Annotated in this window: 32 protein-coding genes; 12 read left to right on the top strand and 20 right to left on the bottom strand. The window is 63.9% G+C overall.

Annotated features, from left to right (window positions below; all coding sequences use genetic code 11):
- Nucleotides 1-94: 94 nt before the first annotated feature.
- The 10 genes from MTX35_RS20840 to MTX35_RS20795 form a co-directional block, all read right to left on the bottom strand.
- On the bottom strand, nucleotides 95-313 hold the full coding sequence (locus tag MTX35_RS20840; RefSeq protein WP_243596794.1) for an ANTAR domain-containing protein: 219 nt from the start codon (nucleotides 311-313) through the stop codon (nucleotides 95-97).
- Nucleotides 314-433: 120 nt separating this feature from the next.
- Nucleotides 434-742 carry a WhiB family transcriptional regulator gene (locus MTX35_RS20835; RefSeq protein ID WP_243596793.1) on the bottom strand — a complete coding sequence of 103 codons (309 nt, stop codon included), beginning with the start codon at nucleotides 740-742 and terminating at the stop codon, nucleotides 434-436.
- A 107-nt stretch (nucleotides 743-849) separates the two neighbouring features.
- Nucleotides 850-1977 carry a cation:proton antiporter gene (locus tag MTX35_RS20830; protein ID WP_243596792.1) on the bottom strand — a complete coding sequence of 376 codons (1128 nt, stop codon included), beginning with the start codon at nucleotides 1975-1977 and terminating at the stop codon, nucleotides 850-852.
- 15 nt (nucleotides 1978-1992) lie between these two features.
- Entirely contained in the window at nucleotides 1993-2193 is a 201-nt protein-coding gene (locus MTX35_RS20825; protein ID WP_243596791.1) for a hypothetical protein, read from the bottom strand.
- A gap of 155 nt (nucleotides 2194-2348) precedes the next feature.
- Nucleotides 2349-3374: a zinc-binding alcohol dehydrogenase family protein gene (locus MTX35_RS20820; protein WP_243596790.1), complete on the bottom strand. Its 1026-nt coding sequence runs from the start codon at nucleotides 3372-3374 to the stop codon at nucleotides 2349-2351.
- A complete protein-coding gene (locus MTX35_RS20815) occupies nucleotides 3371-4834 on the bottom strand; it encodes an AAA family ATPase (protein ID WP_243596789.1) in 1464 nt (487 codons plus the stop codon). The genes MTX35_RS20820 and MTX35_RS20815 overlap by 4 nt, the downstream gene beginning before the upstream one ends.
- A 75-nt stretch (nucleotides 4835-4909) precedes the next feature.
- Nucleotides 4910-5446: a hypothetical protein gene (locus MTX35_RS20810; RefSeq protein ID WP_243596788.1), complete on the bottom strand. Its 537-nt coding sequence runs from the start codon at nucleotides 5444-5446 to the stop codon at nucleotides 4910-4912.
- A 191-nt stretch (nucleotides 5447-5637) separates the two neighbouring features.
- Entirely contained in the window at nucleotides 5638-6528 is an 891-nt protein-coding gene (locus MTX35_RS20805; protein WP_243596787.1) for a universal stress protein, read from the bottom strand.
- A 5-nt stretch (nucleotides 6529-6533) separates the two neighbouring features.
- Nucleotides 6534-6839, bottom strand: coding sequence for a three-helix bundle dimerization domain-containing protein (locus MTX35_RS20800; RefSeq protein ID WP_243596786.1), 306 nt, complete (start codon nucleotides 6837-6839; stop codon nucleotides 6534-6536).
- On the bottom strand, nucleotides 6836-7474 hold the full coding sequence (locus MTX35_RS20795) for a hypothetical protein (RefSeq protein ID WP_243596785.1): 639 nt from the start codon (nucleotides 7472-7474) through the stop codon (nucleotides 6836-6838). The genes MTX35_RS20800 and MTX35_RS20795 overlap by 4 nt, the downstream gene beginning before the upstream one ends.
- A gap of 189 nt (nucleotides 7475-7663) precedes the next feature.
- On the opposite strand from MTX35_RS20795, the gene MTX35_RS20790 reads away from it, so the two are divergent.
- The gene (locus MTX35_RS20790; RefSeq protein ID WP_243596784.1) at nucleotides 7664-8464 is read left to right on the top strand and encodes a hypothetical protein; all 801 of its coding nucleotides are present in this window, start codon (nucleotides 7664-7666) and stop codon (nucleotides 8462-8464) included.
- Nucleotides 8465-8467: 3 nt separating this feature from the next.
- On the top strand, nucleotides 8468-9094 hold the full coding sequence (locus MTX35_RS20785) for a DUF4389 domain-containing protein (RefSeq protein WP_279393045.1): 627 nt from the start codon (nucleotides 8468-8470) through the stop codon (nucleotides 9092-9094).
- On the opposite strand, the gene MTX35_RS20780 is transcribed toward MTX35_RS20785, so the two are convergent.
- On the bottom strand, nucleotides 9061-9834 hold the full coding sequence (locus MTX35_RS20780; RefSeq protein ID WP_243596782.1) for a sulfite exporter TauE/SafE family protein: 774 nt from the start codon (nucleotides 9832-9834) through the stop codon (nucleotides 9061-9063). The two genes, MTX35_RS20785 and MTX35_RS20780, sit on opposite strands and share 34 nt — an antisense overlap.
- A 131-nt stretch (nucleotides 9835-9965) precedes the next feature.
- Between MTX35_RS20780 and MTX35_RS20775 the strand changes: the two genes are divergently transcribed.
- From MTX35_RS20775 to MTX35_RS20765, 3 genes are all read left to right on the top strand, one after another.
- On the top strand, nucleotides 9966-11345 hold the full coding sequence (locus tag MTX35_RS20775) for a rhodanese-like domain-containing protein (RefSeq protein WP_243596781.1): 1380 nt from the start codon (nucleotides 9966-9968) through the stop codon (nucleotides 11343-11345).
- Between the two features lie 281 nt (nucleotides 11346-11626).
- Entirely contained in the window at nucleotides 11627-12067 is a 441-nt protein-coding gene (locus MTX35_RS20770) for a hypothetical protein (RefSeq protein WP_243596780.1), read from the top strand.
- The gene (locus MTX35_RS20765; protein ID WP_243596779.1) at nucleotides 12064-12564 is read left to right on the top strand and encodes a flavodoxin domain-containing protein; all 501 of its coding nucleotides are present in this window, start codon (nucleotides 12064-12066) and stop codon (nucleotides 12562-12564) included. Before MTX35_RS20770 ends, MTX35_RS20765 begins: the two co-directional genes overlap by 4 nt.
- Here MTX35_RS20765 and MTX35_RS20760 read toward each other — a convergent pair.
- Nucleotides 12539-12991, bottom strand: a complete 453-nt coding sequence (locus MTX35_RS20760) for a DUF1003 domain-containing protein (protein ID WP_243596778.1) — start codon at nucleotides 12989-12991, stop codon at nucleotides 12539-12541. The genes MTX35_RS20765 and MTX35_RS20760 overlap by 26 nt on opposite strands.
- 36 nt (nucleotides 12992-13027) lie before the next feature.
- Here MTX35_RS20760 and adhP point away from each other — a divergent pair, with 36 nt between their 5' ends.
- The 3 genes from adhP to MTX35_RS20745 all read left to right on the top strand — a co-directional run bounded on the left by adhP (nucleotide 13028) and on the right by MTX35_RS20745 (nucleotide 15860).
- Entirely contained in the window at nucleotides 13028-14254 is a 1227-nt protein-coding gene (adhP, locus tag MTX35_RS20755) for an alcohol dehydrogenase AdhP (protein WP_243596777.1), read from the top strand.
- A gap of 137 nt (nucleotides 14255-14391) precedes the next feature.
- Nucleotides 14392-15123 carry a GAF and ANTAR domain-containing protein gene (locus MTX35_RS20750; RefSeq protein ID WP_243596820.1) on the top strand — a complete coding sequence of 244 codons (732 nt, stop codon included), beginning with the start codon at nucleotides 14392-14394 and terminating at the stop codon, nucleotides 15121-15123.
- Between the two features lie 137 nt (nucleotides 15124-15260).
- A complete protein-coding gene (locus tag MTX35_RS20745) occupies nucleotides 15261-15860 on the top strand; it encodes a hypothetical protein (RefSeq protein WP_243596776.1) in 600 nt (199 codons plus the stop codon).
- Here the strand turns inward: MTX35_RS20745 and MTX35_RS20740 are convergent.
- The 3 genes from MTX35_RS20740 to MTX35_RS20730 are packed head-to-tail and all read right to left on the bottom strand — an operon-like array spanning nucleotide 15852 to nucleotide 17091.
- Nucleotides 15852-16370: a universal stress protein gene (locus MTX35_RS20740; protein WP_243596775.1), complete on the bottom strand. Its 519-nt coding sequence runs from the start codon at nucleotides 16368-16370 to the stop codon at nucleotides 15852-15854. The genes MTX35_RS20745 and MTX35_RS20740 overlap by 9 nt on opposite strands.
- The gene (locus MTX35_RS20735) at nucleotides 16367-16924 is read right to left on the bottom strand and encodes a flavodoxin domain-containing protein (RefSeq protein WP_243596774.1); all 558 of its coding nucleotides are present in this window, start codon (nucleotides 16922-16924) and stop codon (nucleotides 16367-16369) included. The genes MTX35_RS20740 and MTX35_RS20735 overlap by 4 nt, the downstream gene beginning before the upstream one ends.
- Entirely contained in the window at nucleotides 16912-17091 is a 180-nt protein-coding gene (locus MTX35_RS20730) for a hypothetical protein (protein ID WP_243596773.1), read from the bottom strand. The genes MTX35_RS20735 and MTX35_RS20730 overlap by 13 nt, the downstream gene beginning before the upstream one ends.
- A gap of 338 nt (nucleotides 17092-17429) precedes the next feature.
- On the opposite strand from MTX35_RS20730, the gene MTX35_RS20725 reads away from it, so the two are divergent.
- Nucleotides 17430-18368 carry a carbamate kinase gene (locus MTX35_RS20725; RefSeq protein WP_243596772.1) on the top strand — a complete coding sequence of 313 codons (939 nt, stop codon included), beginning with the start codon at nucleotides 17430-17432 and terminating at the stop codon, nucleotides 18366-18368.
- Between the two features lie 17 nt (nucleotides 18369-18385).
- Complete coding sequence (locus MTX35_RS20720) at nucleotides 18386-19282, top strand: alpha/beta fold hydrolase (RefSeq protein ID WP_243596771.1); 897 nt, start codon at nucleotides 18386-18388, stop codon at nucleotides 19280-19282.
- Here MTX35_RS20720 and MTX35_RS20715 read toward each other — a convergent pair.
- The 5 genes from MTX35_RS20715 to MTX35_RS20695 form a co-directional block, all read right to left on the bottom strand.
- Nucleotides 19279-19758 (bottom strand): hypothetical protein, encoded by a 480-nt coding sequence (locus MTX35_RS20715; protein ID WP_243596770.1) that lies wholly within the window; start codon nucleotides 19756-19758, stop codon nucleotides 19279-19281. The genes MTX35_RS20720 and MTX35_RS20715 overlap by 4 nt on opposite strands.
- 7 nt (nucleotides 19759-19765) lie before the next feature.
- Nucleotides 19766-20605 carry an ABC transporter permease subunit gene (locus tag MTX35_RS20710; RefSeq protein ID WP_243596769.1) on the bottom strand — a complete coding sequence of 280 codons (840 nt, stop codon included), beginning with the start codon at nucleotides 20603-20605 and terminating at the stop codon, nucleotides 19766-19768.
- Entirely contained in the window at nucleotides 20602-21549 is a 948-nt protein-coding gene (locus tag MTX35_RS20705) for an ABC transporter ATP-binding protein (protein ID WP_243596768.1), read from the bottom strand. Before MTX35_RS20705 ends, MTX35_RS20710 begins: the two co-directional genes overlap by 4 nt.
- Nucleotides 21550-21585: 36 nt before the next feature.
- Nucleotides 21586-21879, bottom strand: coding sequence for a DUF4342 domain-containing protein (locus MTX35_RS20700; protein WP_243596767.1), 294 nt, complete (start codon nucleotides 21877-21879; stop codon nucleotides 21586-21588).
- Between the two features lie 82 nt (nucleotides 21880-21961).
- On the bottom strand, nucleotides 21962-22864 hold the full coding sequence (locus MTX35_RS20695; RefSeq protein WP_243596766.1) for a universal stress protein: 903 nt from the start codon (nucleotides 22862-22864) through the stop codon (nucleotides 21962-21964).
- Nucleotides 22865-23057: 193 nt separating this feature from the next.
- Between MTX35_RS20695 and MTX35_RS20690 the strand changes: the two genes are divergently transcribed.
- Together MTX35_RS20690 and MTX35_RS20685 are read left to right on the top strand one after the other, a co-directional pair.
- On the top strand, nucleotides 23058-23729 hold the full coding sequence (locus MTX35_RS20690; protein ID WP_243596765.1) for a response regulator transcription factor: 672 nt from the start codon (nucleotides 23058-23060) through the stop codon (nucleotides 23727-23729).
- Nucleotides 23722-25431 carry a GAF domain-containing protein gene (locus MTX35_RS20685; RefSeq protein ID WP_243596764.1) on the top strand — a complete coding sequence of 570 codons (1710 nt, stop codon included), beginning with the start codon at nucleotides 23722-23724 and terminating at the stop codon, nucleotides 25429-25431. The genes MTX35_RS20690 and MTX35_RS20685 overlap by 8 nt, the downstream gene beginning before the upstream one ends.
- Nucleotides 25432-25467 lie beyond the last annotated feature (36 nt).

The following is a 25467-nucleotide window of genomic DNA, read 5'->3' as shown; positions in this document are numbered from 1 at the left end:
GCATACGGCACTCAAGTGATCGTGGAGTCCGGACTACCCCATCGCCCAGGCTTCGCACGTTGAAAAAACAGCGTGCGAGGCCGAACTTCTTTTGCTACCCCGCTGATGCCTGCCTGACGTGGTCGAGCGCCACCTCGCGAAGCTTGCGGTTGGTCTTTTGCGATTGCTCGACAAGCATGTCGAATGCGGCCTGTGGGCCGATGCGGTGCACGGACATCAAGATCCCTTTGGCCTGCTCGATGGGTGCTCGGTCGTCCAGAACCTTCTGCACATCACAGGGCCAGTCGACGCGAAGAGCCCGACCTGCGTTCATGCGCTCAATTGTCACCCGGGCCGGAATGCCGCAGGTCGGACACCGAAAGACGCGCCGAAAACGCGTCGAACAGAGTTGTCGACGTTACTTGATCAGTAGCGGTCCGTTACCGGGCCGTGATCAGGCGGCAGGGTTGGACAGCGGGCGCCCGATGAGAAATTCGAGTGTTCGGTACGCGTCCGTGCGACGGCCGTTGCTCGCATTGTCGTGGTATGCGGCACCGGCGACAACCACTCCCACCGGAATGCGACCCGACTCGATATCACGAGCCGTCTGTTCGGCGCAGTCACGCAACACCGGGCAATCGGCGCACAGGCGCCATGCTTTTTCTGCGCGCTTACGTCCGTGGCGGGGGAGTTGCTGCGAGTCGTAGGCATCCATATCGTCGATGCACGCACCCTTGAGGCGCCAGACCTGGTCATCCGTCATCGTCGTGATCCGTTTCGCGTCGTGCCGATCGTTCCACGACCTCTGTTCCCCGTCTCGCTGAACTCGAAACACCCAAAAGCCTTGCAGCGCCCCCGGGCCCGCCGGGGTCAGGAAGGGCGACGACTACCGACCCGCGACGCTGCGGCCGCCGCAGCGATAGTCATCAGTGCGCCGAGCACGATGGCAGGCCCCTCTCCGGGAGCCAGGACGCCACTCTGCGCGCCGAGTGTCACCGCCGAGACTGGAACTCCGAGCTGGGCTGCTGCGAGTATCCCGAGTCCAGCGGGCTGTCCTGTCACACGCATGGTGCCGTGCACTGCAATCGCTCCGAATCCCAACGCGAGGCCCAACACGATCATGTTCGGGTGGCTGCCGAGGGCACGCAGATCGAGGGATGCACCGAGCCAGACGAAATACAGCGGTCCCAGAAATCCTTCGGTGATGGCGAACAGTTGCTTTGCCAGGCGTCGCGGTTCTCCGATGGCGGCAATCGCCAGGCCGAAGCCGAAACCGGCCAACATCACCGATGCGTGGGTGTGGACGGCCAAGGCAGCGAGTCCGAACAGTAGAACCAGGTTCAGTCGCAGTTCGAGCGCGAGTTTGCGCTGGGCAGACACATGATGCACGCGACGGCGCAGTCCCGAGATGTCGAAGTGTCGCAGGACGACGAAGATCACCGCGGCTGCGATCAGAACAGTCGCAGATCCGAGTGCGGCTGGACCGGCCCGCTCTGGATCTATCACGAGGGGTAGCGCGACGATACAGACCGCATCGGCGAGCGCGATCTGAGGCAGGAGGGCCATCAAGCCCGGTGCGGTCATCGCGGTGGACTCGACGATCGGCATGATGACAGCGGCAGAGGACGACGCCATCAACACCGCGTACAGACCGAGGTGTGGCGAATCGAACGCGGCGGAAACGGCCCACCCGAGCGCAGTTGCCAGCAGCCCGACGGCCACTGCCCGCGCAGCACCGACACCGAGGCCGATACGCAGGCGCGGGTCGCGAATCGGTACTTGACTGCCGGCCACGAACATGACAAGGGCAAACCCTACCTGGGCGAGAAAGCTCAGTGTCTGCTCACTCGGATCGAGAACGCCGAAGCCCGTGTGGCCGATGACAATTCCAGCCACCAGTTCTCCGATGACGACGGGTATCCGAAGACTGTGTGGAAGTACCAGAAGTGGGCCGAACAAACCCACCGCGGCACACAGGGCGAGCGTCTCGAAGGTCATACGACCCCGCCGACGTCAGGCAGAGTTCAGCGTCGGTCGCCGACTCGACGGCAGTGCCGACGCAACGAGATCGCGAGGGTGCAGCGCCCCCTGTTCGGTCATCATCGCCTGGATTCGACAATGAACCACATGCAGTTGCGCAGCAAGTGGGCTGCGCATGAGCGCGAGCTCGTAGTCGATGCCGGCGGAGCGGAATTCGGTGTCGAGATCGCTCATGTCATCGTCTCCTCGAACGGGGCTACCTTCGTGTCGACGACTGCCAGGACGACAGTCCTGAGCGTACGACGACCAGCGGGCTGTGCCATCGGTCCTAGTGCCCTCCTTTCGAGGACACTCGGCCCTTCTCGCGGTGTCCGCCGCGTCGCCCGATTTCACATCACGATGACCGCGGCACCCGCGAACCGGCCGTGCCGCAGATCTCGCAGGGCATCCGGCACGTGGGCGAACGAGTACTCCGTGGTCTGCACCGTCAGGTGGGTTCGACCGCAGATCTCGAGGAATGCCCGCGCATTCTCTCTGGTGTTCGCTTCGACACTGCGCAAACGCTTTTCGTGGAACAGGTGTCGCTGGTAGTTCAGGGCAGGGACGTCGGTCATATATATACCGGCCAGAACGACGGTTCCGCCGGGGACGATTGCCTCGAGCGCGACGGGCACGATCTCGCCGATCGGAGCGAACACGATGGCTGCATCCAGCTGGTGCGGAGGCGCGGCGAAAGTGTCCTGCGCGGAATCGAGACCGAGGGACAGTGCGAACTCGCGAGCAACAGGATCCCTGGTCATCACGTGCACCGTGGCACCGGCCGAGCGAGCGAGCTGCGCGACGATATGCGCGCTGCCACCGAACCCGTAGAGCCCGAGTACGCCGTGCACGGGGAGCTCGGCGAGCATCAGTGCTCGGTAGCCGATGATTCCTGCGCACAACAGGGGCGCGAGTTCGGCCGTGCGGTATCCGTCCGGCAACGCGAGAGCATAGTCGGCCGGAACAACCGCCCACTCTGCGAACCCTCCGTCGTGATCCCAACCGGTATAACGGGATTCGGCACACAAGTTTTCCTTGCCTGCGGTGCAGAACGAGCAGATCCCACAGGTGTGTCGAAGCCAGGGAATTCCCACTCGGTCGCCGACCTGGAACGAGGTGGGGGTATCCACCCCGACTGCAGACACGACCCCCACGATCTCGTGCCCGGGGACGACGTGAGGTACGTGCACCGGAAGATCACCCTCGACGACGTGCAGATCGGTCCGGCACACCCCGCAGGCCTGCACCGAGATCAACAATTCTCCCGGTCCAGGGATCGGGCGGCCTTCTTCGACGAGCTGCAGCGGACTGTTGTCCACCGACCCGGGGACCGTTGTGCGCCAGACTTTTCCGAATTCGCCGTCGAGATGTGTCATCGAGTGCGCGCAGTGGCGAGTGATCGGGCAGGAGTTCCGGCAGTGTCGATCACGGTTGCACTCGGCCAGGGGCAGCGGGAACGGGCCATGGCGTCGTACACCGACGTTGACGCGTCCGATGCGCCCCGCGGACGGGTCGCGATACGTTCGAGCGCGGTGCATCTCGGCGCTCGGCATTCGAGCTCTACGAGGTCGCTGTGGGTGTCGGCGGCGAGCCTCCGCGCCTGCTCGCGGGTGTGCTCGTCGTTCCATGATGCATCGATGATGACCGAACGGCCCGTCGTGACCTGCTCGCGTGCGCGGTGCATCAATTCGGCGTAGGCGCCTGCTGTCTTCTCGGCGGTGTAGAGCCCGCATCCGACAGGTGACGGATGCGGAGACTGCGGGTCGAAACCAGCGCTCTCCTTGCGCACCACATCGCTCGACAACACCACCGCTCCGGTACGTTCTGCCAGCGCTGCCGCCATCGTGCTCTTGCCGGTACCGGGTAGGCCTCCCACCAACGTGACGGTGACCGCCGAGGACGCCAGATGGTCCAGCGCGAGATGCATGTGGGCGAGCGCGTCGATTTGCGAGGACGGATGACCCTGATGAAAGCGAAGGCAGGCGACCTTCGCGCGAACGGTTGCGCGGTAGGCAATGTAGTGATCGATCAGAGAGCAAGGGGGATTGTCTTCGGTCGCTTCGAGGTACGACGCCACGAATCGTCGCGCCGCGTCGGGGCGACCCTGAAACTCGAGATCCATTGCCAAGCAGGCGACGTCGTCGATCCCGTCGAGAAAGCGAAGTCGGTCGTCGAAGTCGAGGCAGTCGAGTATTCGGGGGCCGTCGGGCAGACAGAAGATGTCGTCCGAGAGAAGGTCGCCGTGCCCGTCGACTATGTGACCTTGCGAAATTCGCTGATCGAACAGAGCAGCACGCCCACTGACGTAACGTGACGACAGAGTGTCCAGTCGCTCGACGAGCGCCGGGTCGAACACGCCGACCGCCAGATCACGCAATTCGTCGATGTTGTTGCGCCACCGCTCTTCCACAGCGCATTGTCGTCCCTCGCCGTCGATGCGATCGGTTCGAGGGCTGTTCTTGTGGGCAATCCCGATCGCCCGCGCGACCAGATCGACCGTATTGCCGACATCGTCGCCGGCCGCGGCACGAGCGGACAGTCGAGTGGAGTCGGGAAGACGACGCATTTTCAGCACTGGTTCGGCTGGACCGCCTTCCGGGTCGGTGAGCTCGGCAATGCCCAGGTAAACATCGGGTGCGAATCGCGAATTCAACGAGAACTCGCGGTCGCACGCTGTCCGTCGCAAGTCGACGGTCCGAAAGTCGAGAAAATCCGTTCGGATCGGTTTCTTCATCTTGTAGGCGAAGTCGCCGAACAAGAAAACGTAGGCACTGTGGGTTTCGTGGACCATTGCGGCACTGTCGGCGGACGGATCGCAATCGACGACTCCAGGCATGGTGCATCCTTCGAATGGTGATGAGAGAGCGAGCACGAGGTCGGGTCTTGTCGTCGAGGTGGATGCTCCACGGCACTACCGCGACGGGTGGTTTCGCGCCTGCAGAAAGTCTTCCCAATCAGTGTCCCAGTGCCGCATGCGGCTTCGGTCACCGGCGACGGTGGTGAGATAGATCGAGAATCCGACGAAGACCGCGCCGAGAACCCACACGAACATGGCCGTGGACGCACCGTTGATGACGGCACCGACCGCACTGAGGGGCGCGTGCACGAGGGTTCCGTTCGCGTCGCACCAGATCGGAGTGGTCTCACCGATCTGCACGTCCGAGGAAACCTCGGTCGATGCCGAGCGAACGGACCCGTCCGAAGCACTCCACTGCACCGTTGCGATGCCGGTGGTAAGCGTGGTGCGGTCGCTGCCGGTGGGCGCGGACTGCACGGTGTCGATCACTCGGGCGTCGACCCGAACGTATTCTGCCCGTTGCTGTTGCGACCGCGACGACAGGTCGCTGTAGGTCACCGAGCCGATCGTCGCGGCGATGGGTATCAGTAACAGAAGGACAGTGACACCGACGACAAGGGCCGTTCGTTCGATCCTGTCGGGCAGTCGCATCAGCGGATTGGAAGACCAAGGACTTCGGTGCCACCACCGGTGCGCGAGTTCTGCGAGCATGCCGTCACCTACCCCTCACCGCCGTGTGTTCGGCGTCGCTTACGAGTTTCCGACGCTGTGCACTGGTGGGTAAGGGCACAAGGTCCCGATACACCGAGGGCGGTGGACCGTGAATTCGATCGATCGAAGACTCAACGCATCACGAGGATCGGACCGCCCGAGGCATGCACCAGTGATCGTCCGATCGAGCCGAGAATCGGAGCGGCCCATGGTCCGTGCCCGCGGCTGCCGACCACGAGAAGGTGTGCGGAGGCCGATGCGAGTCGAAGCTCGTGCTCGGCCGAGGCCTCGAGTACGTGTAGGTGGACGACGACGGCTGGATGCGCGGACGCGGCAGCTGCGACACGTCCGCCCAGCCAGTGCAGGGTTCGCATCTGTTCCGGTGCAGACTCTTCCGGAGCAGGACGTTCGTGGGGAGAGCGGACGTGCAGAGCAGTGAGCGGGACATCGAGTGCGTCCGCGTACCAGAAGGCTGCGTCGATCGCACGAGTACAGGATTCGGATCGATCCACTCCGACGACGACCGGTGAGTTCGGCGCGGCGTCTCGGGGCTGGGCGCGCCACACCAGAACCGGGCACGTCGATGCCGTCACGATCCGAGTCGCGTTGCGGCCGAACACTATTTCTCTGATCGGACCTGACGCACGACCGCCGATGACGACCAGATCTGCAGTGTGCGACAGTGCGCCGAGCGCTGAGGCGATCGGGTCGTCCGTCAGAATCGAATCGACGACGATACCGGGGTCGATGCCGAAGAGCTCACTGCGAGCCGATCGGAGGAGCCGGCGACCCTGTACTTGCACCCTCGATCGTGTGGAGTCCTGGTTACCCAACGCCGGTGAGTGCCGCGAGATCAGCGCGTGCACAAGGCGAATTCGCGATCCCGTGATCGATGCCAGGCCCGCCGCCCAGATCAGTGCGCCGCGCGATTCCTGCGTTCCGTCGAGTGCGACGACGATGTCACCCCACTCAGGTTTCGCCCAGAACCCAGGAGCGGAGCTCGCCGGATCGTTCTGCGGCACCGTGCTCACCATGATCGATCGACCATCGGTGCCAGGGCGTGACAGATGTCGACCGAGACGTCAGCGAGATCGTCGTCGATCGCACGCTCGGCGTCGAGTTGTTCGAGGAGCACCCGAGCTCGATTGGCGGTCAGGGGAAACAGGTGACCACGAAGGCGTGCCGTCGAGTTCAATCTCTCGTACGTGGCAAGGACCGCATCGTCGATGCGCGCGCGAGTCAGATGCGGGTACCTCTCGGCGAGCATCGCGGCAATCGATGCCAATTCACCGGTCAACGGCAACGTCGATGGTGCCGAATCGATCAGGGTCATGAATGTCTCCGAACGGTCGTCTTGCAGTCGAGGGCGTCGAAAGCTCCGGCAACCACTCCGGCATTCCAGCCCGGGGCGGCACCGTTCACCGGTGGGTGGATCGAGGAGGCGTCGACTCCACTGCGCATCAGGACCCACGCCACAACGGAGTTGGAGTTCCACCTCTCGCCTGTCCGGCGCTCGTCACGGCCCCAGATCAATCCGGGCACCGACTCGGCCGCGGCGATGGCGCGTCGGCACGATGATGCATCGGCCGCAAGGCGGCGTGGGCTCTCCACCGCCTCACCGATGTCGGCGATGGTGCCGTTCTTCCAGCAGTGCACCTCGTAGCGACCGATTCCGTATCGCTGGGCGAACCGCATCCCGACCGGTCCTTCGACGACGACTCCGCGATCGACCGCGGGTTCGTTCCAGACCGGAGTCATCTCGACCACGTACCGGTTCGGCGGTAGATGAATCACGAGCGCAGAGTGATACAGGTCGTGGGCGGTGCGGTGGTCGATCAACGCACTGGCACCTTCGAGGATCCGGCCGTTCCATCGCACCGACCGTCCGCCTGCTCCGAGAGGTAGCCAGTACAGGTCGAGGCCGATCGTGCCGCTCGGGTGATTCGCTGCAGTCGATGGTGTGTGCACTGTGACCTCACGATCGTTGGCAGGAAGAGCTCTCCCTCGAGAGTGGCCGACGCGTCTCACGTCATGTAGGGCCTTTCGTCGGCAGGCCGGTTACCGAAGGCCCCTCTGTCGTCATTGCCGGCCTCGTAGCGTCGTCCGGACTGCCCGATGCCCAAGGCGGTACGAGCTGTATGGACAGAAGGATTTGTGATGGGAATCAACAGAATTCTCGCGCTCGTCGTCGGATGCGTGGCGGCATTCGTGTCCTTCGCGATGCTCGGTGTAGGACTACTGCTGTTCGTCGGTTACCTCGCGCAGGACGACGATGGGCGAATCAGCTTGCCGACTGCACCGTTGACGACGGCCTCGAGCGCGCTTGTGTCCGAGGATGTCTCCCTTGTCGATTCGATCGACCCACAGGTGTCGGACAGGGTTACGGTCTCGGTCCGAGTCACTTCGTCCGATCCCGCGCGTGAGGTGCTGATCGGGATCGCGCCCACTGCCGATGTCCGCGACTACCTGAGCGGTGTGGCGCACACCGTGGTGACCGATGTCGAGTTCTCTCCCTTTCGGGCTGGATACGACAACGTCGCCGGAAGCGACACCGCGGCTTCGCCGCTGGATCAGCGGTGGTGGTCGACCCGTGCAAGTGCAACGGGGACAACAGAACTGCAGTGGAAGCCGCAGGGCGGCTCGTGGACCTTGGTCGTCATGAACGCCGACGGTAGCGCGGGCATCGACGTGGACCTGAGCGCAGGTGTTCGGGTGCAGTCGCTCGGACCGGTGGCTGCATTCGTTCTCGCGGGCTCGGCAATCCTTCTGGTGTTCGGTGTTGTGTCCATCGTGTTCGGCGCTTCCGGGCTCGGGAGGAGATCCGACTCCGACCACGTCTCGGAACCACTCGCCGAACCCATCCCGGTGTCCGGCAGCATCGAACGGTCTCGATCTCCGGTCACGCTGACCGGTGAACGTCCCGAGTCACTGTCCCGTGGATTGTGGATCGTCAAATAGCTTCTGGCCGTTCCGCATTACGTCGTCCTGGTGTTCCTCGCGGCAGGGTTTGTCGTCACGACGTTCGTTGCCGGGGTGGCGATCCTGTTCACCGGACGGTATCCGCGCGGGCTGTTCCACTTCAACGTCGGGGTTCTCCGATGGATGTGGCGTGTGCAGTTCTATTCGTACTCGGCGCTGGGGACCGATCGATACCCACCGTTCACCCTGCACCACGCGAACTACCCCGCCGACCTGACGGTGGAGTACCCCGAAAAGCTTTCGCGCGGCAAGGTATTGATCAAGTGGTGGCTGCTGGCGATACCGCATTACCTGGTGCTTTCCCTGCTGGCCGGCGGTTGGTATGCCGGCTTCCGGTTGGCCGGAAGCGGGGACGCCGGGCCCACGGGCCAGCCGTATCTGTTCGGCTCGGTCCTCGGTGTGTTGGTCCTGATCGCCGCAGTATCGCTGCTGTTCACCGGTCGCTATCCGAGAGGCCTGTTCGACCTGGTGATCGGCATCAATCGCTGGGTGTTTCGTGTCGCGGCGTACGCGGCACTGATGACCGACGAGTACCCACCGTTCCGGCTCGACCTCGGCCCGGATGAGGATTCCGTTCAACGGAGGACCAGTACGTCGAACACGACGTAGCCGGCGACCACGAAGACCAGGTAGGCGAAGAGTCGCTGTAGACGGGCGGTATCGATGCGGGTGCCGAAGTGTCCGGCCAGTAGCGAACCGGCGATCGCCGTGCCCGCGAATGCGGCGGTGACGGCCCAGTCGATGCTCGTTCCGCTCAGATGCGAGAAGAGGCCTGCGGCGGAGTTGGCGACGATGATGACCAGCGAGGTGCCGACCGCGACCGACATCTCGATACCCAGCATCAGCACCAGAACCGGAATGATGAGGAAGCCTCCTCCCACGCCGAACAGTCCGGTCACGAAGCCCACGGCCAGCCCTGCCGGGATGGATCGCGGTGCGCATCGTCTCCAGTTGATCCCCGATCCCGATGTCCTACAAGCTGTTCCGGTGTCGCTCCGTTCGGCGAGCATGCGTGCGCCCGCAGCCACCATCACCGCTGCGAATCCGATCAGTAGCGCAGTGTCCGGAAGCAGGCGACCCACGGCGCTTCCGGCGAAGGTGGCGGGAATTCCGGTCGCTGCGAACACGCCGGCCAGACGCCATTCGACCTTCCGCGCTCGCAGCTTCGGTAGCGCCCCGACGGCCGAGGCAGCGCCGACGACGATCAGCGAGACGGCGACCGCCTCTGTGGGCGGCATTCCCAGCGCGAACACAAGCACCGGAACTGCCAGGATCGATCCGCCGCCACCGAGAAGTCCGAGCAGAATTCCGATCACTGCACCGAATCCCAGCGCCAGTGTCAACGTCATCGTGGATCCACCCCTATCGGCCGTTCTTCATTAGATACCCCAGGGGGTACTTGACATACCCTAGGGGGTATTGCAGACTGTGTCTACCACCTCGCAAAGCTCGCCCGAAGACTTCTCAGACGGAGGAACCCATGATCCTCGAGCAGTACTACCTCGAATGTCTCTCCCACGCTTCGTATCTGATCGGAGATCAGAGCACGGGGCGCGCGATCGTCGTCGATCCGCGTCGCGACATCGCCGAGTATCTCGACGACGCTGCGAAGTACGGACTCGCTATCGAAGGGGTAGTCAACACTCACTTCCATGCCGACTTCGTCTCGGGTCACCTCGAACTGGTCGACGCGACCGGTGCCTGGATCGGCTTCGGCGAGGCCGCCGAGACCGACTACCCGATCCGACGACTGCGCGACGGGGAGCGGCTGTCTCTCGGCGACGTCGAACTCGAAATCCTCTCGACGCCCGGCCACACCTGGGAGTCGATCTCGGTGCTCGTACGGGAGCGCCCCGGTGTCACACCCACCGCGGTCCTCACCGGTGATTCGCTCTTTATCGGGGATGTCGGGCGTCCTGACCTGGTCAATCTCGGGGACGGGTCCACCACCGACCTCGCCCGTGCAATGTATTCGACGATCCACGAAAAGCTGCTGACGCTGCCCGACGAGGTCACCGTCATGCCTGCTCACGGTGCCGGCTCGTCCTGTGGAAAAAACCTGTCCTCCGAGCTCACCTCCACCATCGGTGAGCAGCGCGCGAGCAACCCGTCGGTGCAACCGATGAGTGAGGACGCCTTCGTGGCACTCGTCACCGACGGCCAACCGGCAGCGCCGTCGTACTTCTCCGCCGATGCCGCCATGAACAAGCGGATCCACCCGCTCCTTCCGCAGGGCCGGACAGTTCCTGAGCTGACACCCGGAGCGGTGACGGCCGAACTCGCCGCCGGCACAAGGGTGCTCGACGCGAGAAGCGTGGACGATTTCGCGGCCGGTCATCTACGCGGATCGGTCAACGTGGGGTTCGACGGTCGCTTCGCCGAGACCGGCGGCATGGTCGCGGAGGTCGGCGGTCGCATCGTGCTCATCGCGTATCCAGGCGAAGAGCAGGAGGCGGCACTGCGCTTGGCCCGAATCGGATCCGACAACGTGACCGGGTACCTCGGAATCGGCCGTGACGGCGTGTTTCCAGCCGAGCTGGCGACCTTGGTCGAGACGGCGCCGCGCACCACGGTCGAGCAACTCGACGTGATGCTCGCCGCGGACGAGGTGACACTCATCGACATTCGCAACCCGGGTGAGCGCGAGTTCGGCACGATACCGGGAGCTATCCCGATCCCGCTGGCCCAGTTGCGAACTCGCCTCGATCAGGTGCCGACCGGCAAACCGATCGTGATGCACTGCGCCGGAGGATGGCGCTCGAGCGTGGCTGCGTCGCTGCTGCGCGCCGAGGGATTCGACGACGTCTCGGACCTGCTGGGCGGCTACAACGCGTGGGCCGACGCTCACGTTCCGGCCTGACTTTCGACCGACTTCTACCAGGAGGATTCTCATGTGTTACCCCGTCACCTGCAAGAAATGCGACAAGACCGGCTGGGGCGGTTGCGGCAAACATGTCGACTCCGTCATGCGGACGGTTGCCGCATCCGATCGTTGCACCTGCAGTGAGAATTCGACGCCACCCACGAAGGAGCGTCGGAGCATGCGGTCGTTGTTCGGTCGCTGAAACCAGCTTCAGCTGGTCGAGCGTCAAGTACTTTGTGCTCTAGTCCAATTGATCACCTGCCGGCCACACTGGAACGATGATATCGACAACGCGGGTGGCCACCGAACGCACTCGACGATGGCCGTGGCTCGGCGCAGTCTGCGGAGGTGTTTCGATCAACGCCTTCGGCGGAGCGATCGGATTGGCATCGGGTGCAATCGATCTGAGCCCCGATGTACAGGCCAGTCTGCCCATGTCCAGCACCGCGCTCGCTGCAGTCGTGCTGGTGTTGGTCGTCGGGATTCCGATGGGGCTTGCTGCGGTGTCTGCTTTCGCCGGCGGCGGAAGGTCCGGTCCGATGGCTCACATCGCCGGTGTGCTCCTGGTTGCGTGGATCGTCGTGCAGCCGGCGGTGACCGGTGAGACGAGTTGGCTGCAGGGCTCGTTCGGGGTACTGGGATTCGTCATTGCGGTCCGCGGATGGCGGATGACGGTGGCTGCGGGCAAGTCCGCGTACCTCATGTCGGAGGAGACATGAAAATACTCGTCTCCACCGCCGGCCGCCACGGAGCGACGGACTCGCTGGGTCGGGAATTGGCTCGAGTCTTCGAGCACAGCGGCGGCGATGTCGACCTCCGTGCGCCGGCATCCGTCGCTTGCGTCGACGACTACGACGCTCTGGTCATCGGGAGCGCTGTCTACTCCGATCGCTGGGTTCCGGCCGCGAAGGCACTGGTCGACAGGGTATCGAGGTCCGAACATCCACCTGTGTGGCTGTTCTCCTGTGGTCCGCTGCACTCGAGCGACCGGCCGGTCAACGTCACCTCCGACGCGGCACATGCAGCATCGGTTTTGCATGCGACTGCACACCGAACGTTTCCAGGAAAGCTGGATCCCGAACGACTTTCTGCGGGGGAACGTCAGATCTTCGAAAACTCCGGCGCAGTCGCAGGAGACTTCCGCGATTGGGTACTCGTGTGCAACTGGGCCCGAGAGATCCTTGCCTGTCTCACGGCTGGGACACCGGGCTCGTGATCTTCTGGGACGTGCGTGCACCGAGACGCTGAGCGGAGGGGCAGACGTGTTCGTGGATTTCTGCCGCGAGCTGCGCCACGGATTCCGTCAACACGGTGTTGGCCTCGATCATGTCTTGGAGTAGTGCGGTGTTCGAAAGTGTGTGTACGGCAACCTCACTGCTCACCGAGTCCGCGCGTTTCGCCGAGATCAGCAGAATTGCTCCTTGGAGTCCGGCGATCATGGACAGGAACAGGTTGAGCAGGATGAACGGGTACGGGTCGAATCCGTCGCTCTGGTTGTAGGCGGCCCACAGCGCCATGGTGCCCAGAAACAGGAACACGAACGGCCACGAGCCCATCCCGTTTCTGACGTAGTCCGCCGCTCGTTCACCGGTGGTCAGTGCGTCGCCGGTACGGACGCCCGGGTGCTTGCGCCACAGACTCATGGGCCGCAGGTATTCGGTTCGAGATGTGCAGCGGTCATGAGCATCAGTGTGTTCCGCAGGATCGGCCCGCGCCAGGGACGAAAGACCACGATGGGTGGGCCCTTGGCCCGCGAGCCGACAGCCCGGGATGTGTCCTCGTGTGGCGGTGACTTCCGGCCCTACATGCCGAACACCGCAGCGCCGACCATCGACAGTGTGCATTGCTCGATGGTCGAGAACGGCATTGGTTTCGATAGTTGGAGGAAATCCACGATGAAAGCTGCAGTCGTCACCGAGTTCGGCGGGCCCCTGGTCGTCAAGGACATCCCGATCCCGACACCCGCACCCGAGCAGGTGCTCGTGAAGATGGAGACATGCGGGGTGTGCCACACCGATATCCATGCAGCGCAGGGTGATTGGCCTGCGAAGCCAACGCTTCCGTTCGTTCCGGGGCACGAGGGCATCGGCGTGATCGAGGCAGTGGGATCGCAGGTCGATGCGAGTCGTATCGGCGAACGCGTTGCCATCGCGTGGCTCGGTTCGGCGTGCGGGGAATGCGATCACTGTGTCTCGGGTTGGGAGACGCTGTGCGAGACGCAACAGAACAGCGGCTATTCGATCGACGGTGCCTACGCCGAATACGCTGTGGCACATGCGAAGTATGTCGTCCGTGTTCCGGAAGGAATCTCCTCGTTCGACGCTGCCCCACTGACCTGTGCCGGCGTGACCACCTATAAGGCCGTCAAGGTCGGCGGCGTCACCCCGGCGCAACGCGTGGCCATCTTCGGCGTGGGCGGACTGGGGCACTTGGCCGTGCAGTACGCCAAGATCGCGGGCGGATTCGTCACTGCGGTCGACATCGAGGACGAGAAGCTCGAACTAGCTCGTGAACTCGGTGCCGATCACACCGTCAACTCGTCGAAAGTCGATCCCGTCGAGGAGATCAAGGCGCTCGGCGGAGCCGATGTGGCCATCGTGTTGGCCGTCATCCCGAGCGTGTTCGATCAGGCCTTCCGTTCGCTTCGCCGCGGCGGTCGACTGGTGTGCGTCTCGATGCCCGCGCATGGTGTGTTCCCGGTCCCGATCTTCGAGACGGTCGTCGGCGGAATCTCGGTACTCGGGTCGATCGTCGGTACCCGAAAGGATCTGCGTGAGGTGTTCGCGCTGCACGAGGCCGGGCGAACCACGGTATCTGCCGTGTCGCGCAAGTTGGACGAGGTGAACGAGTGCTTCGACGACCTCATGGGTGGCCGCGTCACCGCTCGCCAGGTCTTCGAGTTCTGAGGTGGACATTCTCGGCACCTGTGCGCTGACGTCTATGTTCCCTCGATCGAACCATGTGCCTGTGGTGAGGCCGTAGGGTTCGTGGTGGGCAGGCGCGTACCCGAAAGGTATGCGTGCCCGCAACGAAGTGAGCAGTGATGGACTCCGAGGAGCACGAAGACGACCTCAGGTCGAGCCTCGCCGATCTCGGCACATTGGCGATGACCGATCTGTCGCTGTCCGACACTCTCTCGCACGTGGCGGAATTTGCGGTCAGGGCGATTCCCGGCGCGGATGGTGCCGGCTTGACGCTGCTGCATCCGGGGCGGCCCGACACGATTGTCGCGAGTGCAGATTTCGTTCGTGTCGTCGACGACATCCAATACACGCTGGGCGAGGGCCCCTGCATCACCGCGGCGGCACAGGGCATCACCGTTCTATCCGGTTCGCTCGAAACCGACCCGCGATGGCCGGAATTCGGTCCGAAGGTCGGCCGGTTGGGCGTGCACAGCGTGTTGTCCCTACCGCTCGTCACCGCAGGCGACGTGCTCGGTGCGATGAATGTCTACGCGCACAGGCCTGATGCGTTCGATGCTCGCGCTGCGGAGTTGGGCGAACTCTTCTCGGTACCGGCTGCTATCTCGGTACAGAACGCGCGCGCGTTGGCCGGTGCTGCCCGGCTCACCGAGCAACTGGAGAAGGCGCTGAACAGTCGCGCGGTGATCGACCAGGCCATCGGGGTGCTGATCAGTCGAACCGGGTGCACCGGCGCCGAGGGATACGACAAGCTCCGATCGCTGAGCCAGAGCGAGCACAGGAAGGTCGCCGTGGTCGCGGAGGCCATGGTGGGAGAAGCGATGAAGACCGCGCGAACCCGCCGGCGTACGTAGAGGCGTAGCGTTGAGCATGCGGGTGCGTCAGAGGCATCGAGTCCGACTTTTCCTCGCGCCTGCACTTCGACCCCAGCGCTACGCTGCGGGTGTACCGGAAGAATCGAATCGGCGGTCGGGCCGCACCTGGATTATCGATGAAACTTCAGCCTCGATTGATCGAAGATCTCGCGACGCTGACCGAATCACTGGATTGCTCGACCGTCGATCTCGCGCGTATGGCCGGGCACTTGGCGGCCGACATCGATGTGGCTGTCCCGTCAGTGGTTTCGATCAGCCTGACAGTGACCGTCGACGGTGAACGCTTCGAAGTCTCGGCATCGACGAGCTCTCCACACCAGGGAGCCGTTGCCTCCTCGCTCGAAGTCACCCTCGCCGGCCTTGCTGATTCCCGCACAGCCAAGCAGCTGCTCATTCTGTCCGGTACCTCCGGTGCGCTCGTCGACTTCGCAGCCGACGTCGGCTCCGCATTGGGGCTGGCCGAGGGCGCGGCTGTATTGGATCGACATCTGGTCCGCGGCGGTGGAACGGCCCTCCAGCCGGCCGACCCGCCTACTCTCGCCGATATCAGCGAGGTGAATCAAGCAATCGGAGTTCTCGTCGCGAGTGGCCGCACGGTTACCGAAGCGCGTTCCGAATTGGGCAGACTCGCCGAGCACTCGAACCGGTCGACCGTCGACGAGGCCGGACGCACCCTGCGGGACGCCCGCGGTTGGTTCCCGCCTCGGCTACCGTGAGTTTTTCGGGCCCGCCCATGTCGTCGAGAGACTCGATGCGATGGAATCGCCCCGGTGGTGCCCGGGCTGGAGATGATCCCTCGAATGAACCACGAGCACCGGGCAGTGGGCATGTTCGGCGCATTGCGAGCTGACAGAACCGAGGAGCAGTCCGACGAAGCCGCCGTGACCGCGACTTCCGACGACGAGAATCTCGGCGTTCTGGCTGGCGTCGCGCAGGACCTTCGCCGCCGAACCCTGTCTCGCAACCTGTTTCAGACCTGCCGGGAGGTCGGTTCCGAATGCAGCAGCCGTAGCCTCGGCGAGTACCTTCCCTGCGTTTTTCGCAGGCTCGACCTCGACGACATAACCGGTGTCCATGTACGGCTGGTACTGCCAGACATGGATTGCATCCACCGTGGTCGACAATGCAGTGGCCAATTGCTGCGCACGTTGCAGGGCGAGGATCGACGAGGGCGATCCGTCGACTCCCACCACGATGGGGCGGCCGGTCGAGTTCGTGTCCATCATGAACGCTCACTTGTCCTCGGTGTCGAATCCGGTCGAGATGCCTCGGGTGCATTGGGGGCCGAAAGTGTGAGCCGAGAGGAAATGACTACCGCCCATGCCAAAACCTCTGCTCGTGACCTGCTGTCACCATCGGAGACATTGATCAGCCGAACGACCGCACGCTCGAAGCGTGACAACCCGGCGCGGTCCAGTTTGCCTCCGAACACGCGATGCTCGATTGCCCAGTCGGCCTTCGTCTCCTTCGGTTGAGTTTTGGCCGGGGTACTGCCGTCCACCGGACCGCTCGAGAACAGCCACACCGGCATGCTCTCCAGTTCGGCCTGTTCCCTGGCAATCAGCGAACGTGCGTCTCGAAGCCATCGGCCCATGTAGACGCCGCTGCCGATGATCGCGGCGTCGTACTCGGCGATGCTGTCCACGTCGCGGGCATCACGCACGTCCACTGTCGTCGTGCTGTCGTCGGTGGACATTTCGCGCAGAATCGATGCGCCCAGCCACTGTCCGATCTCTCGGGTGGCACCGTGGCGGCTTGCTGTTGCGATCAGGATTCGCATGTCGACGTCCTGTCAGTGTTGGTTCGGGTTCGGTTGAATCGCGTTGCAAGACCGTCCATCCGGGTCAGGTACTGCACTCGATCCATGTCGCCGCGCGCATATCGCGCGGCGAACAGCTCTTCCAACGTGTTGGGTCCGGCACTGCCGAGCGAAGGAACGAGAATCATGCCGGGGTCCTTGTCGTGGAGGGAGACTGCTCGATGATCACTCTGCGCTGCGGGACCGCCGCCGAGTAGGGACTTACGACCCACAGGAACGGCCGAAGGTGATCGACATGTCGGGTCGACGGCATCGACTCCGAACGCCCTCCACTCGAATTCGTAGAAAAGGACCTTCGGCAGTGGTGCGGGGGCATCCGACCGTGTCTCGGGGTCAGTCGCAACACGCACGCTGGTGAGGTGCGCAGATTCGACAGTCTGCCGCACCCGGCTACGAGGAGACCTGTTGACCATGGACCTGATTCACATCACTCGCATAGATCTCGTCGCGGCAGTGGGTAGCTGACATGCGCATCGTCATTGCCGTCGGCGGAAATGCGTTGCTCGGTTGCGACGAGCGCTCCGACACCGCCGGACTACTCGCGCATGTTCGTTCGGCGGCAATTGCTCTCGCACCTATCGTTCGCGAACACGAGGTCGTCATCTGCTTCGGTAACGGACCTCAGGTGGGGCCCCTCGAGCGGGAGAGCAGCTCGCACGCGGCACTGGTGCGCCCTTACCCGCTGGATGCAGTCGGAGCTCAGAGTCAGGGCATGATCGGTTACTGGCTGTCGCAGGCATTGCGCAATGCGGGCATCGTGAAACCGATCGTCAACCTGACCACGCAGGTACTCGTGGATCCGGACGATGTTGCGTTCTCCGATCCGACCACGTTCGTCGGAGCCGTCTACCCGGAGTCCGACGCCCGCTCCGCAGTGGACGAGTACGGTTGGTCCATCGCTCCCGACGGCACCGGGTGGCGTCGAACAGTACCGTCGCCCAGCCCGATTCGCGTGATCGAGCAGGACTCGATCACGCGTTTGGTCCACGCCGGCTCTATCGTGATCTGCGGAGGCGGTGCCCCTGTCGTCGAGGCAGCGAGTGGTCAACTCGACGGGGTCGACGCGGTCATCGACAAGGACCTGACTGCAACGCTGATCGCCCTCGATTGCGCCGCCGATCGGCTGCTGATCCTCACCGATGTGCCCGCTGTCGTCGACCACTTCGGCACCGCGCAGGCGGAGCCGTTGGGCACCGTCTATGTCGACGAACTCGATCCCGCCGCGTTCGCGGCCGGGTCGATGAGCCCGAAAGTGCAGGCCTGCAGTACCTTCGCCTGGGCGAGTGGGCATTCGGCATCCGTCGGTGCGCTCGACGATGCGCAGAACGTGCTCGACGGGATTTCGGGCACAAGGATTATCGACCGTCGAGCCGACGATATCGCAGCTGGGCGGCGGGCCATATGAGCCACAAGGGAACACAGATGGCCGTCCTCGTCCAGACGGCAGATCGCCGCACTCTCGAAGTGCTCGATACCGGCCCTGCGGACGCATTTCCCCTGGTTTACCACCACGGCACGCCACAAGGTGCGGTGGCCTTCCCGACTCTCGAACGTGCCGCGGCGGCACAGGGATTGAGGGTCGTCTCCTATTCACGGCCGGGGTACGGAGCGTCGACGCCGCGCCAGGACGGTGCCACCACGGCTCAGGTTGCCGACGACGCCGCCGATACCGCAACAGTGTTGGACCACTTGGGTATCGGAGAATTTCTCACAATCGGCTGGTCGGGTGGCGGACCGCGCGCATTGGCCTGTGCGGCACTGCTGCCCGGGCGATGCCTGGCTGCTGCATGCTGCGTCGGGATCGCTCCCGCCGCCGAGTACGACGGTGACATTCGCGACGGAATGGCCGAGGAGAACATCGACGAATACACGGCGGTCTTCGCCGGGGTCGAGGCATTGGAGTCGTTCCTCGACGTCAGAAAGGGCTTCTTCGGTGTCACCCCGGATCAAGTGGCGGCAGGATTGGGAGCATTGGCTCCGCCTGTCGACCGCGCCGCGCTGACGGAGGAGCTCACAGACTACCTCGCTGCATCGGTCAACGCGGCCGGCCGTCAAGGCATCGTAGGCTGGCGTGACGACGACCTGACTCACACGCGCCCATGGGGTTTCGACTTGCGTGCCATCACTACGCCGGTGTCGATCTGGCAGGGGAGCCTGGACACGATGGTGCCGTTCGCGCACGCGAGGTGGCTTGCGGCCAACGTCGCAGGAGCGCAGGCGCACCTGATCGACGGCGAGGGACACATTTCCCTGATGAGTCGGGTTTCCGCCATCCTGGACGACCTACGGAGTCTGGGTGCGGTGTTGCCTCGGGGCTAGATATGCAGGGCGCGCAAGTGAAACGACCACAGTGCTCGGTCGGCCGAGTCGGGGTCTGCGCCCAGCAACACGAAGGCCCTCCCATCGTCGACCATGGTCACCGTCAGCGGTGGTGACTGCGGATGCAGGAGCACGGAGTCGCCGACCGCGAGGGTCTGGAACCGAGGGTCGAGTCCCGTCGCCGAGGTGATGTTGCATCCGACCATGTTCTCCAGTCCGCGGTAGCTGTAGAAGCCTGCACGCTGTTGTCCGATCTGAATCAACCATGGCCACACCCGATCCGGCGTCGCATCGACATCGATCGCGTGGGTGTATGCCCACGCAGGGTGCGGCACGTTCTCGTCACCGGGCAGTGTTTCTTCGACCTCGGCTGGCGTCGCGCCCCACGTAGTGCGCCACCGGCGTAGGGGTATCGAAGCGAGGACATGGAATGCGATGAGTCCTGCACCACCGGCAGACTCAGCGAGCTCGTTCATTCCGGCGTCACGCATCGCGTCGGCGAAGGAGCCACGCGGCGAGTGCGAGCAGCAGCACCGTCCACAGTGCTGCAACCCCGAAACCCTGCCAGGGAGTGAGCAAGCCACTGGGAGCCTGTCGGGGTGAGGCGATGAGGCTGCCGGCCTGCGAGGGCAGGTACGCCGCGATGTGTCGGCCGACGGTGCCCGGGATGAGCTGGGTCAGCGGAGCGAGCACCAGGACGAACCCGATCACGCCCGTGATGGCTCCTGCCGTGTGCCGGACGATGGCACCGACGGCGACTGCCATGGCACCGAGCAGAGCAAGGTAAAGACCGGCACCGATCACCGCTCGCAGCACGCCGGGATCACTCAGCGTCACCGAGGCACGTGAATCCATGATGGCCGACCCGAGGAAGAACGTGGGAAATGCCGTGATCTCACCGATGACGAACACGACGGCCATGAACACGCCGGTCTTGGCGGCCAACATCGGTATTCGTGAGGGGACCGCCAGCAGGCTGGCCCTGATCGTGCCGCTCGCGTATTCGCTCGTGACCAGCAGGACTCCGAGGACACACACCGCCAGCTGGCCGAGCTGGAACCCTGCACCGAGGATCTGCCGCGCGGGGTCGGTGACGATCTGGAGCTGTGACGCCGGATCCACGTTGTCCCAGTAGGCGACCGTGAACCAGGTGAAGAATCCGGTGAAGCCCACCGTGACGATCACCAACGCGGTCAGCGACCAGATCGTCGAACGCAGCGAGATCAGCTTCGTCCACTCCGATGTCACCAGTCCGACAACGTCGGTGCGGTGGTGTTCGCGCTCGCGAGGTGCCGATGCGATGGGCTGTGCGGTGATGCTCATGTCGTCGCCTGTCCGAGAGAGTGGGTGACGAGGGGACGGTCGTGTTCGACGTCGTCGAGGTGGGTGAGGGTCATGAACGCTTCTTCCAGCGATGCCTCTTGCGGGGTCAGCTGATAGATCGCGATGTGCTGCTGGTGGGCGAGCTCCCCGACCTGGTGCGCAGACAGATCATGGACGGTGAGTTCGTCATGACCGAGGGCATCGCTGGAACCCCCGGCCGCAGCGATCAGAGCGGCGAGACTCGTCGCATCGGATGACGACACCAGCACGGTCGCTCGACTGCTGCGGGCAATCAGCTCAGCGGGAGTGCATTCTGCGATCAGTCGGCCGTGATCGATGACGATGAGATGGTCTGCAGTCTGAGCCATCTCACCCATCAGGTGGCTGGAGACGAAGACCGTTCGCCCCTCGCTCGCCAGGTTCTTCATGAGGTTGCGCATCCAGTAGATGCCGTCCGGATCCAACCCGTTGATCGGCTCGTCCAAGATCAGCACCGCCGGGTCGCCGAGCAGTGCTGCGGCAATCCCGAGTCGCTTCCTCATGCCGAGCGAGAAAGATCCGGTACGTTCGCCGCTGACGTCGAGCAGCCCGACAAGTTCCAGGACTTCGGTGATGCGAGACACTGGAATGCGCTGCGTCCGAGCCAGATACAGAAGATGGTTGTATGCCGATCTCCCCGGGTGGACGGCCTCGGAGTCCAGGAGAGTTCCCACGGTGAGCAGAGGTTTGCTCAACTGGGCATACTCGACGCCCCCGATCAGCGCGGTGCCGCCGCTGGGGCGGTCCAGACCGACGATCAACCTCATCGTGGTGGACTTACCCGATCCGTTCGGTCCGAGAAAGCCGGTGACGGTGCCGGGTTCGACGACGAACGTCAGATCGTCGATGACTAGTTTGTCGCCGTAGCTCTTGCTCAGTCCGCGTACTTCGATCGGATAAGGCATGTTCATGTCCTCGGGTGTCACGTGGTTCGCGCGGAATCAGGCCGTGGGCACGCGCTCGTCGATGCGGTGGACCTCGATGGTGCAGTCGTCGACCACTGCAGCGATCGCGGCCACGGCGACCAGAACGGGTGCGACGATCGCGACGGCAACCCCCGCAGTCACCGGTATCTCGACGATCGTGTGACCCTGGTCGTTCTTGACCACGATTCGCCGAATGTTGCCGTCGTGCAGCAACTTCTTGACCGATTCGGTCAACTTCGTGCCGCTGACCTGGAGTGTGTCGATCGTGGGGGCAGATGGGGTGAAGCCGGTGTTGCTCGAATCGTTCATGAACACAGCGTGCTGCGTGCGCCTCCGCCCGCGTAGAGCCTTTGGACCCACACTCGGCGGCAAAGGGGTAATACGCACTCCTTCACGAGCGTGCGGTCGTTCCGATCCGTGCTGCACTGGGCACGACGGTGACCGGACACGATGCGCGTGCCACCACCGATCGGCTGGTCGAACCGAGCATCATTCCGGCGAATCCGCCGCGACCGTGACTGCCGAGTACCAGCAGTTGAGCACCCTGCGCGTGGTCGAGCAGCGCGTGAGCCGGACGGTCTCTGACAGTGACGTGTCGTAGTGGCACTGTCGGGTGCCGCTGTGCGCAATCGTCCAGGGCACTGGCCAATACGTCATCGGCTTCGGGCCGATGGACCGCCCACTCGAGACCGGGAACCGACATCCCTATGGACAGATCGGAATCAGCCCATGCGTGCACAGCCGTGAGCGGTGCGCCCCGCACGTCGGCCTCTTCGAACGCCAGCTCCACCGCAGCCGTCGCGGCCGAGGTCCCGTCGACGCCGACCACAACCGCTTCGGACTGCGTGTAGCCACCCGTCGGCCACGCATGTACGACCGTGACCGGGCAGTGCGAGTGCGTACTCAATGCCACGCTGACCGAACCCAACGAGGTGCGCTGTGCGGCACCGAGTCCGCGCGTCCCGATGACGACCATCCGAGCCGTCTCGGACATCTCGAGCAGGATGGCAGCGGCGGGCCGGTCCGACAGCACTGCATCGACGGCGATGGCGGACACCGCCGACCCTGTGGGCCGGGCTATCGACATCGCCTCGTCCAGAATGCGATTCGTCTCGAACCTCAGATGCGCGGAAGTCTGTTCCGGTAGAGCATCGAGGCCGGTGAGAACCGTGGGGACGGCAGAGACGATCGTCAGATCGGAGCCGTGCAGTTCGGCATCGAGCACGGCCCACCGGACGGCGTCCATCGACGCTGCGGAGCCGTCGACTCCGACGACGGTGTGGAATATGCCCATCCGATGGTTCCCTTCGTGGTGGTGTCAGGCCTCCATCAGACGCTCGGGCCCGGCATGCCCGCGCCAGGACAACTACACCGACGTCAGGGACTTTCGTCTCCACTTTCGATGACCAAAGGTGAAGCTCCCGCGCCTGCCGGTCCGTAGTGTTGGGGGAGAAGCGCCCACCGAGGACGCGGGTGAGGGGCTGGACGTGGTCACAGTATTTTTGGTCGACGATCACGAGATCGTGCGTCGAGGTCTGATCGATCTCGTCGATTCCGATGCCGAGCTGTCCGTCATCGGTGAAGCCGGAAGTTGCGCACAGGCACTGGCACGGATCCCCGCCCTGAGGCCGGACGTCGCGGTTCTCGATGTGCGACTGCCGGACGGCAACGGCATCGAACTCTGCCGCGAACTGCTCGACCGACTTCCCGATCTCAAATGCATGATGCTGACCTCGTTCACCGAGGACCAAGCCATGCTCGACGCGATCCTCGCCGGTGCGAGCGGGTACGTCGTCAAGGACATCACCGGTATGGAGTTGACCCGTGCGATCAAGGATGTCGGTTCGGGGAGGTCGCTGTTGGACAATCGCGCAGCAGCAGCCCTGATGGACAAGCTGCGGGCGGGCACGGCCGCTCCCGGGCCGATCGACCACCTCACCGGGCAGGAACGCACCTTGCTCGATCTCCTGGGGGAGGGACTGACGAACCGACAGATCGCGTCGCGAATGTTCTTGGCAGAGAAGACCGTGAAGAACTACGTGTCGAGGTTGCTCGCCAAGCTCGGGATGGAACGTCGCACCCAGGCCGCGGTGTACGCGTCGAGATTGGCCGATACGCACCCCAGAACGGACACGCAACCGGGACTGTCGGATGGATGATCGGCACGGAGACAACGCGTCCGGGCTACCGCAACTCCGACTCGGAGAACTACTGGCAGAGGTGCAGGACCGCATCGGGCGCATCGCGGATGCACGCGTGCAGGCGGACGGCCTGCTCGACGCGATGTTCGTCATCACCTCCGGCCTCGACCTGGAAGTGACGTTGCGGTCGATCGTCGAGTCGGCGGTCAACCTCGTCGGCGCTCGATACGGGGCGCTCGGTGTTCGCGGCGACGGACACGATCTGAAGGCGTTCATCCATCACGGGATGGACGACGACGTGCGCGATGCCATCGGCCACCTCCCCACCGGCCGAGGTGTTCTGGGTCTGCTGATCGACCAACCGCACGTACTGCGACTCGACGACCTCTCGGCACACCCCGAGGCGGTGGGCTTCCCACCGAACCATCCGCCGATGAAATCGTTTCTCGGCGTGCCTATTCGGGTGCGTGACGAGGTGTTCGGAAATCTGTACCTGACCGAGAAGAAGAACGGAGCACAGTTCACCGAAGACGACGAGGTGGTCACGCGGGCGCTCGCATCGGCTGCCGGCATCGCGATCGAGAACGCGCATCTGTACGAGGAGTCACGGATCCGTCAATCGTGGATGGAAGCGATGCGGGACATCGGCACCGAGCTGCTGGCCGGGAGCGATATCGACGAAGTTCTCCACATGGTGTCGAGACGAGCCGTGCACCTTACCGGGGCCGACACTGCGTTCATCGCCGTTCCCGCCGACGCGGACCAGCATGCCGATGTCGTCTCCCGATTGAACATTTCGGTCGCCGAGGGGTACGACGCGGATACTCTCGTGGGTTCGCTCATCCCGATCGAGGGATCGAGTTCCGGTGCGGCATATCGCCTTCGGACCGCAACCCGCAAAGAGAAGCTGGACTATCGCCCCAATGCGCACGTCGAGGACACGTTCGGCCCGGCCCTGATCTCACCGCTGCGCGTTGCCGACGGGGTACGCGGGGTTCTGGTGACATTGCGTCGTAGGGGAGCGCCGGCGTTCAACGACTCTCAACTCGATCTCATGTCCAGCTTCGCCGATCAAGCAGCGCTGGTCATGCAGATGGCCGACACCACAAGGCGAATGCACGAACTCGACGTTCTCGCGGATCGTGACCGAATCGCGCGGGACCTCCACGATCACGTCATCCAACGGATCTTCGCGGCAGGGCTGTCGTTGCAGAGCACGGTGCAGAAGACGGACCTCGACGACATTCGTCTGCGTCTTGCTCGCACCATCGACGATTTGCAGGACACCGTCCAGGACATCCGCACGACGATCTTCGACCTGCAGAGCGCCACACATTCGACCACTCGTCTCCGGCAGCGAGTCAACGGCGCAGTCCTCGAACTCACCGAGAGCGTCCCCATTCGTGCAGTGGTCCGCATGTTCGGACCGCTGTCGGTCATCGACGGCTCCCTGGCCGACCATGCCGTCGCCGTCATTCGAGAAGCAGTGAGCAACGTTGTGCATCACGCTCGGGCCGAGACCGTCAACGTCACGCTCGCGGTGGGGGACGATGTCCGTATCGAGGTGTCCGACGACGGAATCGGATTGGACGAGAACATCACTCGCAGTGGGCTGGCAAATCTCGAGGCGCGGGCAGTCGACTGCGGCGGCTCGATGCTCCTGCGGGCCGCGACCGACACCGGTGGCACCGAGCTGATCTGGACGGTTCCACTGCCCTGACGGCGGACGACCTTGGTCACTTGTTCCGATGACCTC

The sequence above is a fragment of the Rhodococcus sp. ARC_M12 genome (genome assembly GCF_022810385.1).
GTDB lineage: Bacteria > Actinomycetota > Actinomycetes > Mycobacteriales > Mycobacteriaceae > Rhodococcoides > Rhodococcoides navarretei.
Note: the sequence above shows the minus strand (reverse complement) of the source record. Positions and strands in the feature narration are given on the sequence as shown.